The sequence below is a fragment of the SAR324 cluster bacterium genome (assembly GCA_029245725.1).
GTDB lineage: Bacteria > SAR324 > SAR324 > SAR324 > NAC60-12 > JCVI-SCAAA005.
Genome location: JAQWOT010000200.1, coordinates 1 through 15,081, shown reverse-complemented (window position 1 = coordinate 15,081; position 15,081 = coordinate 1). Strand labels below are relative to the sequence as shown.

Annotated in this window: 21 protein-coding genes; 18 read left to right on the top strand and 3 right to left on the bottom strand. The window is 42.5% G+C overall.

The window, feature by feature from the left end:
- Positions 1 to 298 precede the first annotated feature (298 nt).
- The 8 genes from metK (at position 299) to P8O70_10525 (ending at position 5,666) form a co-directional block, all read left to right on the top strand.
- Positions 299 to 1,456, top strand: a complete 1,158-nt coding sequence (gene metK, locus P8O70_10560; GenBank protein ID MDG2197314.1) for a methionine adenosyltransferase — start codon at positions 299 to 301, stop codon at positions 1,454 to 1,456.
- Between the two features lie 3 nt (positions 1,457 to 1,459).
- Positions 1,460 to 1,729, top strand: a complete 270-nt coding sequence (locus tag P8O70_10555; GenBank protein ID MDG2197313.1) for an HPr family phosphocarrier protein — start codon at positions 1,460 to 1,462, stop codon at positions 1,727 to 1,729.
- A complete protein-coding gene (gene aroE, locus P8O70_10550) occupies positions 1,716 to 2,576 on the top strand; it encodes a shikimate dehydrogenase (GenBank protein ID MDG2197312.1) in 861 nt (286 codons plus the stop codon). Before P8O70_10555 ends, aroE begins: the two co-directional genes overlap by 14 nt.
- A 95-nt stretch (positions 2,577 to 2,671) precedes the next feature.
- Positions 2,672 to 3,139, top strand: a complete 468-nt coding sequence (locus P8O70_10545; GenBank protein MDG2197311.1) for a pentapeptide repeat-containing protein — start codon at positions 2,672 to 2,674, stop codon at positions 3,137 to 3,139.
- A 100-nt stretch (positions 3,140 to 3,239) separates the two neighbouring features.
- On the top strand, positions 3,240 to 3,758 hold the full coding sequence (locus P8O70_10540) for an OmpH family outer membrane protein (GenBank protein ID MDG2197310.1): 519 nt from the start codon (positions 3,240 to 3,242) through the stop codon (positions 3,756 to 3,758).
- A gap of 37 nt (positions 3,759 to 3,795) precedes the next feature.
- The gene (gene fabZ, locus P8O70_10535) at positions 3,796 to 4,257 is read left to right on the top strand and encodes a 3-hydroxyacyl-ACP dehydratase FabZ (protein MDG2197309.1); all 462 of its coding nucleotides are present in this window, start codon (positions 3,796 to 3,798) and stop codon (positions 4,255 to 4,257) included.
- Positions 4,250 to 4,528, top strand: coding sequence for an aspartyl/glutamyl-tRNA amidotransferase subunit C (locus P8O70_10530; protein MDG2197308.1), 279 nt, complete (start codon positions 4,250 to 4,252; stop codon positions 4,526 to 4,528). Before fabZ ends, P8O70_10530 begins: the two co-directional genes overlap by 8 nt.
- Positions 4,529 to 4,808: 280 nt before the next feature.
- Positions 4,809 to 5,666 (top strand): hypothetical protein, encoded by an 858-nt coding sequence (locus P8O70_10525; GenBank protein ID MDG2197307.1) that lies wholly within the window; start codon positions 4,809 to 4,811, stop codon positions 5,664 to 5,666.
- Here P8O70_10525 and P8O70_10520 read toward each other — a convergent pair.
- Positions 5,627 to 7,648 carry a hypothetical protein gene (locus P8O70_10520; GenBank protein MDG2197306.1) on the bottom strand — a complete coding sequence of 674 codons (2,022 nt, stop codon included), beginning with the start codon at positions 7,646 to 7,648 and terminating at the stop codon, positions 5,627 to 5,629. The two genes, P8O70_10525 and P8O70_10520, sit on opposite strands and share 40 nt — an antisense overlap.
- Positions 7,649 to 7,905: 257 nt before the next feature.
- Here P8O70_10520 and P8O70_10515 point away from each other — a divergent pair, with 257 nt between their 5' ends.
- The 3 genes from P8O70_10515 to P8O70_10505 are packed head-to-tail and all read left to right on the top strand — an operon-like array spanning position 7,906 to position 10,249.
- Positions 7,906 to 9,096 carry an OmpA family protein gene (locus P8O70_10515; GenBank protein ID MDG2197305.1) on the top strand — a complete coding sequence of 397 codons (1,191 nt, stop codon included), beginning with the start codon at positions 7,906 to 7,908 and terminating at the stop codon, positions 9,094 to 9,096.
- Positions 9,097 to 9,114: 18 nt separating this feature from the next.
- Positions 9,115 to 9,846 carry a MotA/TolQ/ExbB proton channel family protein gene (locus P8O70_10510; GenBank protein ID MDG2197304.1) on the top strand — a complete coding sequence of 244 codons (732 nt, stop codon included), beginning with the start codon at positions 9,115 to 9,117 and terminating at the stop codon, positions 9,844 to 9,846.
- Positions 9,818 to 10,249 (top strand): biopolymer transporter ExbD, encoded by a 432-nt coding sequence (locus tag P8O70_10505; protein ID MDG2197303.1) that lies wholly within the window; start codon positions 9,818 to 9,820, stop codon positions 10,247 to 10,249. The genes P8O70_10510 and P8O70_10505 overlap by 29 nt, the downstream gene beginning before the upstream one ends.
- On the opposite strand, the gene P8O70_10500 is transcribed toward P8O70_10505, so the two are convergent.
- Positions 10,246 to 10,455: a twin-arginine translocase TatA/TatE family subunit gene (locus P8O70_10500; protein MDG2197302.1), complete on the bottom strand. Its 210-nt coding sequence runs from the start codon at positions 10,453 to 10,455 to the stop codon at positions 10,246 to 10,248. The genes P8O70_10505 and P8O70_10500 overlap by 4 nt on opposite strands.
- 95 nt (positions 10,456 to 10,550) lie before the next feature.
- Positions 10,551 to 10,835 carry a hypothetical protein gene (locus P8O70_10495; protein ID MDG2197301.1) on the bottom strand — a complete coding sequence of 95 codons (285 nt, stop codon included), beginning with the start codon at positions 10,833 to 10,835 and terminating at the stop codon, positions 10,551 to 10,553.
- 97 nt (positions 10,836 to 10,932) lie between these two features.
- Between P8O70_10495 and ffh the strand changes: the two genes are divergently transcribed.
- The 7 genes from ffh to P8O70_10460 all read left to right on the top strand — a co-directional run.
- On the top strand, positions 10,933 to 12,291 hold the full coding sequence (gene ffh / locus P8O70_10490) for a signal recognition particle protein (protein ID MDG2197300.1): 1,359 nt from the start codon (positions 10,933 to 10,935) through the stop codon (positions 12,289 to 12,291).
- A gap of 33 nt (positions 12,292 to 12,324) precedes the next feature.
- Complete coding sequence (gene rpsP / locus P8O70_10485) at positions 12,325 to 12,570, top strand: 30S ribosomal protein S16 (protein MDG2197299.1); 246 nt, start codon at positions 12,325 to 12,327, stop codon at positions 12,568 to 12,570.
- Positions 12,563 to 13,102, top strand: a complete 540-nt coding sequence (rimM, locus tag P8O70_10480) for a ribosome maturation factor RimM (GenBank protein ID MDG2197298.1) — start codon at positions 12,563 to 12,565, stop codon at positions 13,100 to 13,102. The genes rpsP and rimM overlap by 8 nt, the downstream gene beginning before the upstream one ends.
- Positions 13,099 to 13,842, top strand: coding sequence for a tRNA (guanosine(37)-N1)-methyltransferase TrmD (gene trmD / locus P8O70_10475; GenBank protein MDG2197297.1), 744 nt, complete (start codon positions 13,099 to 13,101; stop codon positions 13,840 to 13,842). Before rimM ends, trmD begins: the two co-directional genes overlap by 4 nt.
- Positions 13,817 to 14,185, top strand: coding sequence for a 50S ribosomal protein L19 (rplS, locus tag P8O70_10470; GenBank protein ID MDG2197296.1), 369 nt, complete (start codon positions 13,817 to 13,819; stop codon positions 14,183 to 14,185). Before trmD ends, rplS begins: the two co-directional genes overlap by 26 nt.
- Positions 14,154 to 14,762, top strand: coding sequence for a ribonuclease HII (locus P8O70_10465; GenBank protein ID MDG2197295.1), 609 nt, complete (start codon positions 14,154 to 14,156; stop codon positions 14,760 to 14,762). Before rplS ends, P8O70_10465 begins: the two co-directional genes overlap by 32 nt.
- Before the next feature lie 3 nt (positions 14,763 to 14,765).
- Positions 14,766 to 15,081 (top strand): YraN family protein (locus P8O70_10460; protein MDG2197294.1); only part of this gene is annotated, 316 nt, incomplete at its 3' end.

Below are 15,081 nucleotides of genomic sequence, written 5' to 3'. Positions count from 1 at the left end.
CACAATCTTTTCGATGCTCGTTTATATTTTTCTCAACTCTTGCCAGTGTGTACTCCGGAGGATTTCTTGCTTGAAGATGACAATCTTTATCAACTCGCTTCTCACTATCTGTAAATCCTAGATCGCCGTGAGTATAAGCGTGGAAGTTTCAAACTTGTTGTTAATTTGCAGGAAACTTGACAAGGTGAGTCGCTTTAAGTAATTCAAATCGCTTAATTTTAATTTACTCCCACCTTACTAGTAACTTATTTGAACCTCTCAAAACTGCCTTAATAACCTAACTAAAATTAGAAACAAAATGCGAGAACTCCTCTTCACTTCAGAAAGTGTGACTGAAGGCCATCCTGATAAAATTGCTGACAATATCTCTGACGCGATTTTGGATGCAATGCTGACGGAAGATCCCAGCAGTCGTGTGGCTTGTGAAACCTTGGTTACAACGGGAATGGTCGTCGTTGCTGGAGAGGTGAGAACAACGGCACAAGTGGATTTTCAGAGGGTAGTCCGGCAAACGATCAAAGAGATTGGCTACACAAATTCAGCAATGGGATTTGATTGTGATACCTGTGCGGTCCTGATTGCACTAGACCAACAATCTACTGATATCGCACAAGGTGTTGATGAAAACGATGGCAAAGAGCAGGGTGCAGGTGACCAAGGATTGATGTTTGGGTATGCTTGTGACGAAACTCCCGAATTGATGCCGCTTCCGATTTCGCTAGCACATCAATTAACGGCAAGACTTACCGAGGTTCGAAAAAACGGCACACTGCCCTATCTTCGTCCCGACGGCAAATCCCAAGTTACTGTGCGTTATGTTGATGGTAAGGTAGTAGAGGTTAACGCTATCGTGATTAGTACACAGCATGCTCCAGAGATTGAACAGTCTCGTTTACATGATGATTTGAAGAAGGAGGTGATTGCGATGGTAATTCCACCCCAATTTGACAAGGGTAACATTCAATATCATCTAAACCCGACAGGGCGATTTGTGATTGGAGGTCCTCAAGGCGATGCAGGATTAACAGGTAGAAAAATTATTGTTGATACCTATGGTGGGATGGGTCGGCATGGGGGTGGTGCATTCTCCGGTAAGGATCCATCCAAGGTAGATCGATCAGCAGCATACTTGGCCAGGTATATTGCTAAAAATGTGGTGGCTGCAGGCCTGGCGCAGAGATGTGAAGTTCAGTTGGCTTACGCAATTGGGGTTGCTGAGCCAGTCTCAGTATCTGTGGATACATTTGGGACGAATACAATTCATGAAGAGCAAATTTCAGGGTTGATTAGGAAAAATTTTGAGATGAAACCTGGACGTTTTGTCAAAGCTTTAAATTTGCTTCGGCCAATTTTTAGAAAAACATCGGCTTACGGACATTTTGGGAGGGAACTGGAGGAGTTTTCTTGGGAAAAAACAGACAAGGCTGCTACGTTACGTGAACAGGCGGGAATTTGAGAGATGGTTTCTCAAGATGTTGAAATCATCAATAGATTAGGTCTGCATGCGCGGGCAGCTGCTCAATTGGTAAAGCTGACAACTCAGTTTCAGTCAAAGGTGTTTTTAAAAAAAGGTGGGCAGTCCGCCAACGCCAAAACTATTATGGATGTTTTGATGCTTGCTGGTACTCAAGGTACTCAAATCACCGTTGAAGCATCTGGAGAGGATGAGCAAGAGGCACTTGATGCAACTGTAAGATTGATCGCTGCACGATTCCATGAGAGTGATTGAGTCAATGATTCATGGGACAACACAGATATACGGTGTAATCGGTGATCCAATTTCTCACTCACTGTCTCCTTCACTCCAAAATCCAGCTTTTGCTGCCTTGGGAATTGATGCTGTCTATGTGACTTTCCGGGTTGCGCCCTGCTCATTGGGAGACGCCTTGCGAGGTCTACTTGCACTGAATGTTCAGGGAATCAACGTCACTGTTCCTCACAAAAACGAGGTGTTTCAATATCTAGATGAAGTCACGGATACGGCCCGTAAAATTGGTGCTGTCAACACTCTCCGAAATGACTCAGGACATTGGATTGGAGAAAATACTGATGCGACTGGTTTTATTCGATCATTAGAGCCATTAAGACTGAACTTGTCGGGATGTTCAGTCGGAATGCTCGGAGCTGGCGGTGCTGCGCGTGGTGTTGCAGTTGGGCTTTTGGAAGCTGGAGTTAGTCGATTATTTATTTGCAATCGAAATCATGAGCGAGCAATTGTACTTGCAGAGCTTCTCCAAGCATCATTTGGTCAGCAAAGTGTAAAAGCTGTGTCCTTGGAACAACTCGAGAAAGAAGAACTAAATTTATTGGTCAATACGACTACTGTAGGAAGTGAAGGGTATTCTAGTCCGGCTAAGCTCAATAGATTTGATAACTTGGGTGCCGTTGCAGATATAATTTATCGACCTTCGCAAACCCCTTTGTTGCTTGAAGCGGAGAAGCTAGGTTTGCCAAACCTGAATGGTGGAGGAATGCTGCTATATCAAGGAACAGCAGCATTTTCATTCTGGACAGGGAGACTGGCTCCCGAAATCATTATGCGCAAAGCACTGGATGAACATCTTTCAAAGATCTGAAGGGTGAAGTCAAATTTAGCTACATTTCAAGAAGACTATTCTATTCTCCAACTATAAGAAGTGCATTCAAAGTACTAATTTAACTTCGGCATTTGATGATATCTAATCAGATTTACCGGATCTCCATCCTAGTTTTCGCATTATTCGGAACAAATGAGATTCTCGCATATGATAAAGGGCATCTCGAAATCTTCCAGAAAGACAAGATTTGTGAAGAGTGCGGTTTGACCAAAGCAAAACTTTCAAAGATGGAACTACAAGGAGCAAATTTACGAGGATCGAATTTATTTCGTGCAAACTTCTACAAAAGTGATTTGACAGGAGCAAATCTTAGTGACACGAATTTGGGAAGGAGCAATTTGAAGCAAACCAATCTTCAAGGTGCCAACCTGCAGGGAGCAGATCTTACTAGAACTGATTTGAGAGAAGCAGTTTTATTTGAAGCCAACTTGACCGGAGCTTCACTAGAAGATACCAAGTTGATAGGAACAGTTCTGAAAGGGGCTGTCTGGACCAACGGTCAGATTTGTAAAGATGGATCGCTGGGCAAATGCATACAATAATTTCTTCTTTTAGGCTTTGAACGTTCATCAACTGTGTTAGTCTTAAAATCATTTCGATTAAACCTCTGATTTTCCTGCCATCTTAAATTTTCTAAAGCCAATGCGATACCTTCTTTCTATAATTCTTTTTGTCTTCATGATTTCTAGTTCGCACGCCCTTGAGATTGGAGTCGTAGACCTCAATCGAGCTCTTAATGAGTCGGAAGAGGGTATGCGTTCCAAAAATTTATTGGAGAGTCGTGGAAGACAAAAGCAGCAGGAGTTTAAGGTAGAAGAAGAGGAGCTGATGCAGATTGCTGAGGATCTTCGTAACAATCCTTTGCTAACACCCAAAGCAAAACAGGAAAAAGAGCAAGAACTCCAGAATAGGCAACGAATTCTCAGAGAGAAAGTCAGACAGTTTGAGCAGGAACTTAGATTAGAAGAAAGAAAGCTGACAGAAGCAATTTTTCAAGACCTGAAGGCGGCGATCAGAACTGTTTCTCAAAGAAGCGACTATGATTTGGTTTTAGAAAAAAACGCTGCTCAGGTGATTCTGTACATGAAAGAGGAAACAACTGATCTCACCCAAAAGATTATTGATTATTACAATTCACTGAAGCATCAAAACAGCGAGTGATTACGCTTACAATTAATTCAAATAGAACTAAATTAACATGATGAATCTAGAAGAAATTAAGCGAATCCTCCCCCACCGCTTTCCGATGCTGCTTATTGACAGGGTTCTAGAGTTGGATCCAGGCAATTCCTGCAAAGCTATCAAAAACGTCACTGCCAATGAGCAGGTTTTTCAAGGGCATTTTCCACAAATGGCAGTCATGCCGGGTGTAATGATCGTGGAGGCCATGGCGCAGGTTGGAGGAATTGTCATTCACTCTGTAACCCCTGAGGAAGTTGTCAAGCAATCACTTGTTTTTTTTGCAGGGATCGAAAAATCTCGATTTCGTTATCCTGTAGTGCCTGGAGACCAAGTAGTTTTGACTACAACGGCAAAAGCAAATCGTCAAAGTCTATGGGTATTGGAGGGTAAAGCTCATGTTGAGGGAAAGTTGGTAGCGCAAGCAGAAATTAAATTAATGCTACAGCCTGTTTTTGCAGAGAATTTCACAAATGTTTAAGCCAGAAGACGTAAGGAAAATTGCTGCCCTTTCTTCGCTTGAACTTTCAGATGAAGAAGTAGGAAAGTTTGCTGAACAATTCACAGTTATTTTGAAATATTTTGAAAAACTTAAAGAGGCAGATATAGGTGAGTTAGCAGACGGTGATGATCAACTACAAGTGAATGGCCGTGATGACATCTGTACGGACTCAGTGGTCTCCCCCGATCAATTCAGTCCTTATTTGGATGGAAAGTTTTTCAAAGTACCAAGAGTGATTGAAAAAAACTAATCAACACACTAAACCAACCCCTCAATTCAACTACTTGGAAATAATCATCCTGATTATTTCCATTCTCACACACCTTTTCTTTCTTTCCACTCTAAATTTCTTAAAAGACTATCCCACTCGTCTCGTAAGTGCTGTTCAAATTCGGCTGGCAAAAGATTCAGTTTCTCCTAGCAATAAAGTTCATTTGCCTTCAATAATTCAATTTCCTGAGGACCCATTAGAAAGTCAGCAAATAGTTGATTTAGAAGATTACAGTGAACTTGAATTTGACTCAATTGAAATGCCTGCAGAAATAATCGTCCCACTTGAAGACGAAGTAGAATTAGACTTGGAAAAATTAATCCAGCAATCAGAGAGCAAGTTGAGTCTGATCCCAATGCCAAGTGCTTCCTTGCCAAAGGGTGAGCCAAACAGTGCACCAGATACATCAGCTTTGAATTCAACTTTGGCAGCAGTTGCAGATCAAGAAGGACAGAACTTTGAAAGGCAAGTTGTGCCCTCATTTTCGAAGATAAAATTGAATGATGAAGAGTTTTCTGGGCTAATTTCAAAGCAGGAGCAAGGAACTGAATTTGAAGATCAACGTTATGAAAATCGTATGAATGCGAGAAAGGAAGCCAAATCAAATTTGCCTGAAGGCTACTTCTTCAGTGAATCTATAATGGATCGAGAGGCTTCGAAATCAAAAAGGCAATCGGGTAAGCTAACAAATTGGATTGGAGAAGCACAGGCTAGTTCGATTAGTAACGGTCAACAAGGATTATTGGGTTTGGGTGGGGACGGTTTCTTTACGTTGAGTAATTATCAATGGCCTTACGAATCCTACATGGGTCGATGGGCAAAACATTTACGATATGCGTGGAATTCTCAACCTCCAGAGGACTACATTCAGGGATCACAACCCAATGGAGGCAATGTTGTTATACAAGTCCAGTTAAGTCTTCTTGGTGAGTTAGAGAGCTTTGAAATTATCAGTAGTTTTGGTTCATCAAGTCAGATGGAGGAATCAGTGGTCAATGCTATTTTATCAGTTTCACAACTTCCCTCTCTCCCAGATACCTTCCAAGATGAGAGCGTGATAGTTAGCTTTAGATTTATCTATCCACCCTTAAAGTCAGTATCATCAGAAAGAAACTGAGCGTAGCGTCTTCCCATTTCTGTAAGAACCAAATTTTCTGGGCCTCCGTTGACAAACTTTTGTTTGTTTCGCATCTCGTGGAGTAGCCTGGATTTTTTGACTGAATTTTCTGGCCATGAAATTGTTGGAGATACTTTGAGAAGTTCAACCATTATCTGAGCTTCTGACTGATACCAAGTAGAATTTCTGTTTTTGCAACGACACAAAAGATGCCAATAAATTTCTCCTGAGAGTTTGTTCAAAGCTTGATCAGAAATTCCATTACCTTGGATGTACAGGGAGAGCTTATCCTCAGTACCTGAATTTCTAATGAAAATCGCAATTTTCAGAGTGTCTTCATCCTTCAATTGCAGCATCAAAAGCTCATTGTCTTCAGGCAGATTGACCCAGTCTTGTATAAATTCTGGATAAAGATTACCAGCTCTCTCTTGGATGATCTGAAAGAGTTCATCCCTAAATCTGGTCTCTAGTAGTTTTTCTTTAACTACATAGTAAATAGGTAGAGTAAAGTGGGTTCCTTGAGGTTGGAGTGCTTTAATATTTTTGAAAAACTCTTCTGGATTTTGTAACCAGCGCTTGTAAAGAATTTCGGTCGCTTTGAAAGCCACTAACGGACCGTTACCCAGGAAAACCAGTTGCTTGCTGTGAGTTGCTGGTAAAATGACATGACCCGATTCCTCACCTCCCAAAAAGAAATCAGTAGACAATAGATTTGCTTCTGGGATCTCCTTGATCAAATTTCTCCACAATCGAGTCAACTCAAACGCGCTGGGCCTACCCCGTTTTCTCATTTCTACTAGGGTGTTTTGAATATGATCGATCAGATCCTTGTTTGTTCTGGAAAACTTTCGAACGTGTTCTTTTAAAGTTTTGATTCGAGAATCGAAGGCCTCCAGAAGTAGCCACTTATCGCCAACAGCGCACTGACGAAGATTGAATTGCATACCCAAAATGCGACTGGAAGCCTCTAAATCACTTTCAATAGTATTGAAGAGATATTTATTTTGGCTTTGGAATTCAGATTCTGAGGAGATTAGTAGCATCAGAGCATCCCCAGAAAGAATATGAATACCCTGTCGAGATGGATCAGCGACTAAAATAAAGCATCGATCTCCGTCGCCATCAAAGATCCATGATAGATTAAGAATTTTCGGATGTTTTTGTAGATTCTGAAAAAGTTGATGCAATGCTGTGTAATCTTTCCACCGACCGTTTTTCAGGTGCTGTTTGCTTAACCAGCGAGTCCCCTCCAGATCAGCTACACCACTGAAACGATTAATCTCATGAGAACAATCTGCATTGTAGTGCTGAAATATTCTCCAGCTTTTGGAGAAATGCTGCACAATTACTTGGCAAGCACCAAAAGCTGAGTCAGTAATGATATTGATAGATTCTGGTTGATCTAGTATTATCTCGAAATCTTGGTTTTGGAGAAGATGCTTAATAAAGTTTTTCTGGGCTGCCTCGGATTCATCACAGGCGTCATAAATAATACTTGAGTTCGGTAGAGGCCAAGGTTGTTTCAGGAGAAATTCTGTCAATGCTTCTTCATCTGACGGAAATAATTTTAAGCCAGAAGAGCCCAGAAAAATTTTGATCCCATTTTGATCTGCAGGGTTGTGGGAAGCGGTAAGAACTATTGCAGCACTTGCTTGGGTAGCTAGCATATGAAGGGCAACTGCTGGTGTAGGTAAAATTCCAACAGAGCAAGGGGCCAGCCCTGCTTGCAAAATACCCAATATTGCTGCATTGTTGAAAGTACTACTTGCATCACGGGAATCCCAACCTACAACAATACTGTTCCTGATCTCCATCAGTTCAAACTTTCGGAGTAAATAGCATATTGAATATGTATAGAGTTGGAAAAATTCGGGTGTAATTTCTCCGGTTTGCAAATACCACTTTACTGGATGTTCACTTTGTGGGAGGTATTGTTGAATCGGTCCTCGGATGCCATCTGTGCCTTGAAGGCAAATTCCCATCGTAATTCTCCAAAAGATTTGAGATTATCTTAGTTGTTTGAGAAGCGCTGTTTTCACTCAATCTTTGCTTTTCAACTTTTTAATTGAAATTCTGGAACATAAACGGTTTCCTCAGAAAGTGGCCCTGAAATTGCTGCTTTTAAACTGGTGGCTCTGCTGATAGCAGAGTTTGGCCATGGAATAGGTCTAACTGAGGTGAGATCGATCTCGAACAGAATAATTCACAAAAACCTCACTCACACTGCGGAGTACGCACTATGAAGGTATGGAAACAGAAACTGGCCGCTGCCGTGCTGGCGGGAATGTTATTAGGTGCAGGGTGCACCGAAGAACTCGACCCGCGTCCACCTAGTGCAGAACTAACTGAGGAAGAACTCCTAGAGATTCAAGAAAATGCTGCTGCTGCTGAAGAGATTGCAAAAAAAGCAGATGACGTGGCTGAGCGAATTCGTTCAATTGGAGCAGATGAAGCCACTGCTGAGATTGTGCAAAGAGCTCAAGAAAAAGTTGAAGCAGCAGAAGCAAAAATTAATTATGCTACCAACAGGGCGGAACGTCAAGAAGCCAAGCGTTCACTTACTGCCGCCGAGGATGCCATCAGACAAGCCGAAGAGGCTCTGACAAAGGCCGAGCAAGATGCTATTGTTGACCAAGAGGAACTGAAACGATCGCTCACCGAAGATGCACAAGCTGCAGTCGAGGAAGCCAGGGCGTTGGTGGAAGAAACTCAGATCATGGTCGAGCAGGCTCCTGCTGATAGAATGGTAGAAACAGAGCTACTTCAAGAACAATCAGAGATCATAGCTGATAAGGCTGAAGAGGCTCGTCGCAGAGCGGCTATTGCGGAAGCGCGGCTTCGGAAAGCTGAAGAACGACTTAAGAATGCTCAAACACCAGAAGAGCGTGCTGCTGCAGAGAGAGAGCTTGCTGCAGCTCAACTAGAGTATGACAGAGCTAAAGAATTACTTGCAGAGGCTGAAGAAGAAATTAATCAGCTTGAGGAGCAAGTGGTGTCCATGCGGGGTAATCTTCAACCAGGTGGTGACAAAGCAACTCCTGAAACTCGCAGGTACGAACTTTTGCCAGCACCTGCTGAGACTGAGACAGACAGAATTCAAGACTTGAACGTCGTCTACTTCGATTTTGATCAAAGTTCAATCAGATCAGAGTTTGAGACTCAACTTAGAGACAATTTCCGTTGGTTACAGCAGAATCCTGGTATCAATATACAGTTGGAAGGTCATTGCGATGAACGCGGCACCAACGAATATAATCTCGCTTTGGGTGAAAGAAGAGCAAGAGCTGTTCTGAGTTACATGATTGATAGACTTGGTGCAGATCCCAATAGATTCACCATTGTCAGCTTTGGCGAAGAAAGACCTGCTCAAACGGGAAAAAGTGAAGAGTCATGGAATCTTAATCGACGCGTTGAATTTACAAGACTCTAAGACAATCCGGTTCTCTGAATGGATTCAGTACTGGCACAGTTGACTGATGGGCAAAGCCTTTTGAAGGTAGTCCTTGAGGGTACACTCATTGGACAACTAGTGCTGGTGTCCCTCCTTCTATTATCTTCTCTTTCTTGGGCTGTAATTATTCTAAAGGGATTGCAGTTCTACAGGTTTCATAAAGACGATCAGAATTTTCTTAATCTCTTTCGCGAATCTTCTCTCGATCAGACATACAAACAAATCGATACTTTCCCACAGTCTTCATTAGCATACATTTTTCGTAAAGCTTACCAGGAAATAAATCAGACGTACCGTCGCCTACAAAAACCCACTTCCCAGCATAGCGAAGCGACAGTAAGTTTACTTAACGAACGCCTTCAAAGAGTGATGGAACGCTCCTTCAATGAACGCTATGCTTACTCTGAACATCGATTAAATATACTAGCTTCTGTTTCGGGTGCTTCCCCCTACATAGGATTATTTGGTACTGTTCTAGGTGTAATTGATGCCTTTCAGGGCATTGGAATTTCAGGTATCACAAGCCTTGCGGCTGTGGCACCAGGTATTTCGGAAGCGCTCATTGCGACTGCAGCTGGGCTTCTTGCAGCAATACCTGCATTAATGGCCTTCAATCATTATCGAAATAAAGTTCGAAACCTCGGTGGTCAAATGAGAGATTTTAGTCTTGAACTGACGAACCGAATTGAATGGGTTCTTTATGAGCAGTTGGCACAGCCAGGAAAATGACTCTATCAGTGATATTAACATGACTCCCTTCGTGGATGTCTTGTTGGTATTATTGGTAATTTTTATGGTGACAGCACCAATCATTAATCAAGCAATTCAAGTAGAACTGCCCAAAGATAGCTACAAAGATGAACAAACTCAGGAATTAGATCCGCTCCGTGTAGTGATCAATGCTGACAAAGAGATTTTTATTGGCGACAATAAAATCGGAGATTTGGACGGAAAAGGCTGGGTAGAAAGCTTCCAGACAAAAGTTGGTGCCTGGAAGCAAGGAAGTGGGCCTTGGTTTGCAGATGTTGAAGCTGATGAGAACGTAGCTTACGGAGTCTTAATTCCTATAATCGCAAGGTTGAAAGAAATGGAAGTAAACTTGAATTTAGTCATTCAACCAGAGGCGAATTAGCTAACTCCTTCTTTCTCTTTTGAGGATTCCTCCACTAAAACTGCATCTTCTTTTTTCTCCTCAAGTTCGTTTGTCTTCGTAGCTTTCTTGAAATTTGTGATCATTGAGCCCAAGCCCTCTCCGATCATCGGGAGTCGTTTTGCACCGAAGAGCATCACGACAATACTCAAAATGATGATCAGTTCCCAAATGCCAAGACCAAACATACATTATCCTTGATGAATTGTTGATAGAATCCGATTCAAGCTTCCTTGATAGGCGAAAGTTTGTTCTGTTGCAAGTTTGATTTAAATTCAGTGAATCAGTTTTGTTGGTCTATGTACTTTCTAAAAGCTTGATTGAATGCTTCGTCATTGTTTTTGTAAATCTTTACCAATTCTAGTGTAGGAATTTCCATAATTACGAATGATCCGCTTTTTGCTCTACGGCCCTCCAACTCAGTAGTTAGGCTTTCAACCTGAGATTCTAACATTTGGACCCTTGTTTCCAAATCCAGCAACTGCATCGAATTACGATTCAAATCATCTTGCCAGGGTTGGCATCCTGCGAGAACTAACAAACCAATGAAAACAAGAACCTTGTGCATTCTTCCCTCTTGAATTGAACTTGACAATATGCCCGCCAAAGGCATTTAATACTCAGTTTGTTTTCACTTCCAATCGCTTCGAATTCACAAGGGTTTCATGTTCGAGAACTTGTCCCAAAAACTGACCACGACTTTGCGCAAAGTGCGTGGCCAGGGACGACTCACGGAAACCAACATTGATGATTCGCTAAAGGAAGTAAAGATGGCCTTGCTGGAGGCGGATGTCAACTTCCGTGTTGCCAAGGCTTTCCTTAGGTCCGTCAAAAGTCGTGCCATTGGTGAGGAAGTTCAAGGGAGTCTGACCCCAGGACAGCAATTCATCAAAATCGTTAATGACGAGTTAATGAACATGATGGGAGCTAGTAATGAGTCCCTTGCAAGATCTGAGAATGGACCAACAGTTGTAATGGTTGTGGGGCTCCAGGGTGCTGGAAAAACTTCTTCTGTTGGAAAGTTGGCGAATTATCATGCCCAGAAAGGATTTAGTCCGTATCTGGTTCCTGCAGATGTTTATCGGCCTGCTGCAATTGATCAATTGCGGATACTCGCAGATTCGCTTCACCTACCCTGTCATCCTTCTACAAAAGACCAAAATCCAGTTGAAATTGCGTTAGCTGCTGTAGAGGCGGCGAAGATCAGCAACCTAGACTTGGTTCTAATTGATACAGCTGGTCGTCTGCACATTGATAGTCAACTGATGGACGAACTGCATCAAATGCGTCAGCTGGTCAATCCACAAGAAATTCTATTTGTCGCAGATGCGATGACAGGTCAAGATGCTGTAAATATGGCCAAGAGCTTTAATGATGAGCTCGACTTGACAGGCGTATTGCTGACAAAGATGGATGGTGATGCGAGGGGGGGAGCAGCCCTGTCAATTCGTGCGGTAACACAGAAACCGATCAAATTTATTGCAGTTGGTGAAAAGCTAGAGAATCTTGAAGCTTTTCATCCTGAGAGAATTGCATCAAGAATCCTTGGAATGGGGGATTTGCTCTCCCTGATTGAAAAAGTTGAGCACAATTACAGTCAGGCTCAAGCCCTTGAGATCCAAGACAAATTTAGGCGCAATGAGTTCACGCTAGATGATTTTAGAGATCAACTTCGTACAATGCGCAAAATGGGTTCAATGAAAGAGTTGATGGGGATGCTACCCGGTGTGGATTCAAATTTGCTGAGTAATGCAAAGGTAGATGAAAAACAATTCAATCGCATTGATGCAATCATCTCATCCATGACCCGTGATGAAAGGCAAAATCACAATCTTTTGAATGGCTCACGTAGACAAAGAATCGCTGTAGGTAGTGGGGTGGCAGTCAATGATGTCAATCGCTTGATGAAGCAGTTCACCCAGATGCGAAAGATGATGAACAAGCTTTCCAAGACCCAAGATCCACGCAAAGCTATGCAGATGATGAAAAATATGTTGCCGCCGCAGTCTCGCAGCTTTATGTAGACTGCATTTATTAAATCAAACTAGGAGATTTGAGTGGTCAAAATCCGACTTGCTCGAGGTGGAGCCAAAAAAGCGCCATTCTACAGAATTGTTGTAGCTGATGTGCGAGCTAGAAGAGACGGGCGTTTCATTGAAAGACTTGGTTCCTATAACCCCATGGTTCAAGAAAATCGCTTTAGTATTGATGCAGAGCGAGCCAAATATTGGTTGTCTGTGGGAGCGAAGCCAACAGACCGTGTCCGGAAATTAATGAAGTTAGCTTCCATCGAAGGTGTCTGAGACGAGGGAGACAGATTACCCGGATCTGACCTGGCTAGGAACGATTATAGGACCTCACGGTGTGCAGGGAGAACTTAAAGTTTATCCACTGACTGATGATCCCAATTTCTACTGCAAGTTCCTCAAATCTTTCTTGAGAGAATATGCCAAGGGATTTGAGAGGATAAACATAAAGAATCTCAAAATTCATAAGGGTATTTGGATTCTGAAATGTAAGGAATGTGGGGATCGAAATATCGCTGAAAGCTGGAAAAAATCGAGATTGTTGGTTAATGACGAAGATCTTCGACCGCTGGGTGATGACGAAGTGTTTTTGCACCAGATTAAAGGTGCTATCGTTGTTGATTCCTTAGAGAAATCACTTGGGGAGGTTGTCGAAATTATCGAAACTGATGCTGGATACGTTTACACGGTTCAACAACCTAATGGAGAAGAATTTCTGGTTCCTTCCTCAGGCAACATTGTGCGGTTTTTTGACAGTCAGAACAAAAAATTGGTCATCAATCCAATTCCAGGCCTAATGGATTCGTGAAAAACCCTCTGACTTTTGACATTATCACTTTGTTTCCTGATCTCTTTTCTTCGTTCTTGAATGAGAGTTTAATTGGAAAGGGAATACTTAAGGGAGAGCTGGAGATTAAACTCACTGATCTGCGAGAATTTGGAATTGGTAAACACCGACAGGTTGATGATGAGCCATACGGTGGTGGACCAGGCATGCTTCTTCGCCCTGAGCCAGTTGTTCGGGCGCTTGAAGAGAGAAAATCCTTTTACAAAAGCCAAGATCGGAAGGTTCATTCTATACTGCTAACTCCTCAGGGGAGTCCCTTCCAGCAAAAAAAAGCAGAAGAACTGAGTACTTTTGATGAATGTCTGCTTTTTATTTGTGGGCGTTATGAAGGCTTTGATGAAAGAATCAGAGATTATGTGGATGAAGAAATTTCGGGAGGAGACTTCATCTGCCTTGGTGGTGAAGTCATCGCAATGGTCTTAATTGAAACCATTAGCCGCTTGAGAGGAAATATTCTGGGGAATCAAGAATCAGCTAAACAAGAGACGTTTAGCCAAAATAGAATTCTCGAATATCCCCAGTATACTAGACCCTTAGAATTTAGAGGGCAGCGTGTCCCAGAAGTGCTTCTTTCTGGCCACCACGCTCAAATATTGGAGTGGCGCAGTCAGCGAGCTCGGCAAAGTACCCTGCACCGTCGTCCAGACTTACTAACTGAAAAACACAAAGGCGAAGATGCCAGACTTGATGAAAGTAGTTGAACAAAGTCAACTGCGTGAAGATATCCCTGCCTTCAGGGTAGGATGCACAGTTCGAGTGAATTACAGAATTAGTGAAGGCAACAAAGAGCGTATCCAAGCATACGAGGGTGTTGTCATTCGCAAGCACCTTGGAGACAAGAATAGTAAGGCTACATTCACTGTTCGAAAAATGACTCAAGGACACGGTGTCGAAAGGATTTTCCCAATCCACTCCCCAAGAATTGAGAGTGTTCAAATCCTTAAGCATGGGCATGTGAGGAGAGCAAAACTTTACTACCTCAGAGAGCGTCGAGGTAAGGCAGCACGTATCCGTGAAAAGATCAGAGCCCGCAGCAGGTCTTGATATTGAAAAGGCACTTTGGAGTCAAGGCTACCATAGTGTTGTGGGTGTCGATGAAGCAGGCAGGGGGCCCCTTGCGGGACCTGTAGTCGTTGCTGGTGTGATTTTAAATCCGCACACAGCAGAGTATTTAGACGTCGATGATTCAAAAAAATTGAGCGAATCACGTCGCGAAGCCCTATTCGAGACGATCATTTCAGGATCAATTAATCATCAAATCAAAGTTCTTGGAAACATTGAAATTGATGAGTTAAATATCTTGAATGCTACGTTAAAAGGTATGCAACAAGCAGTAGAAGCTTTAGAGCCAATCCCTGATTACGTTCTTATTGACGGGAACAGATTACCCAAGCTATCGCTCCCTGCTCAAGCTGTTGTGAAAGGAGATCAAAAGAGTAAATCGATTGCAGCAGCTTCAATCTTGGCAAAAGTAACGCGTGACACGATTATGCAAGGGTACGCTCAAGAATATCCACAGTGGGAATTTTCAAAGCACAAAGGCTACCCTACTAAACGTCACAAGGAACTGTTGCAGCAGTTTGGTCCAACCCCAATTCATAGAAAAACGTTTCGCTGGTGAAGGATGTTGGCCAGAAAGAATTTGGGGATTGATGGAGAGAATTTGGCTGCGAAATATTTGGAGAGTTTTGGGTATAGTATTGTAGGGAGAAACTTCAGACACCGTCTCGGTGAAATTGATATTGTAGCAGAGTACGAAGGCTATCTTGTGGTTTGTGGAGTAAAATTTCGATCTAGCGGTAAAATTGATCCATCTTTTTCGGTTACCCTGGCAAAGCGCACAAAACTCAGAAAACTTTGTGAGGTGTTCATTAATAGGTACCCAGGTAAGCTGAGAATGCAGCCTCGCTTCGATGTGATTTTGATTATTTTGTCAAAAA

What these genes read in the sequence shown, in the direction of transcription:
- P8O70_10500 (MDG2197302.1), bottom strand. Translation starts at nt 10,455, where the DNA reads ATGTTTGGTCTTGGCATTTGGGAACTGATCATCATTTTGAGTATTGTC.
- P8O70_10540 (MDG2197310.1), top strand. Translation starts at nt 3,240, where the DNA reads ATGCGATACCTTCTTTCTATAATTCTTTTTGTCTTCATGATTTCTAGT.
- P8O70_10530 (MDG2197308.1), top strand. Translation starts at nt 4,250, where the DNA reads ATGTTTAAGCCAGAAGACGTAAGGAAAATTGCTGCCCTTTCTTCGCTT.
- fabZ (MDG2197309.1), top strand. Translation starts at nt 3,796, where the DNA reads ATGATGAATCTAGAAGAAATTAAGCGAATCCTCCCCCACCGCTTTCCG.
- P8O70_10525 (MDG2197307.1), top strand. Translation starts at nt 4,809, where the DNA reads ATGCCTGCAGAAATAATCGTCCCACTTGAAGACGAAGTAGAATTAGAC.
- P8O70_10505 (MDG2197303.1), top strand. Translation starts at nt 9,818, where the DNA reads ATGAGCAGTTGGCACAGCCAGGAAAATGACTCTATCAGTGATATTAAC.
- P8O70_10510 (MDG2197304.1), top strand. Translation starts at nt 9,115, where the DNA reads ATGGATTCAGTACTGGCACAGTTGACTGATGGGCAAAGCCTTTTGAAG.
- P8O70_10545 (MDG2197311.1), top strand. Translation starts at nt 2,672, where the DNA reads ATGATATCTAATCAGATTTACCGGATCTCCATCCTAGTTTTCGCATTA.
- aroE (MDG2197312.1), top strand. Translation starts at nt 1,716, where the DNA reads ATGAGAGTGATTGAGTCAATGATTCATGGGACAACACAGATATACGGT.
- P8O70_10520 (MDG2197306.1), bottom strand. Translation starts at nt 7,648, where the DNA reads ATGGGAATTTGCCTTCAAGGCACAGATGGCATCCGAGGACCGATTCAA.
- P8O70_10515 (MDG2197305.1), top strand. Translation starts at nt 7,906, where the DNA reads ATGAAGGTATGGAAACAGAAACTGGCCGCTGCCGTGCTGGCGGGAATG.
- P8O70_10495 (MDG2197301.1), bottom strand. Translation starts at nt 10,835, where the DNA reads ATGCACAAGGTTCTTGTTTTCATTGGTTTGTTAGTTCTCGCAGGATGC.
- ffh (MDG2197300.1), top strand. Translation starts at nt 10,933, where the DNA reads ATGTTCGAGAACTTGTCCCAAAAACTGACCACGACTTTGCGCAAAGTG.
- P8O70_10555 (MDG2197313.1), top strand. Translation starts at nt 1,460, where the DNA reads ATGGTTTCTCAAGATGTTGAAATCATCAATAGATTAGGTCTGCATGCG.
- rplS (MDG2197296.1), top strand. Translation starts at nt 13,817, where the DNA reads ATGCCAGACTTGATGAAAGTAGTTGAACAAAGTCAACTGCGTGAAGAT.
- metK (MDG2197314.1), top strand. Translation starts at nt 299, where the DNA reads ATGCGAGAACTCCTCTTCACTTCAGAAAGTGTGACTGAAGGCCATCCT.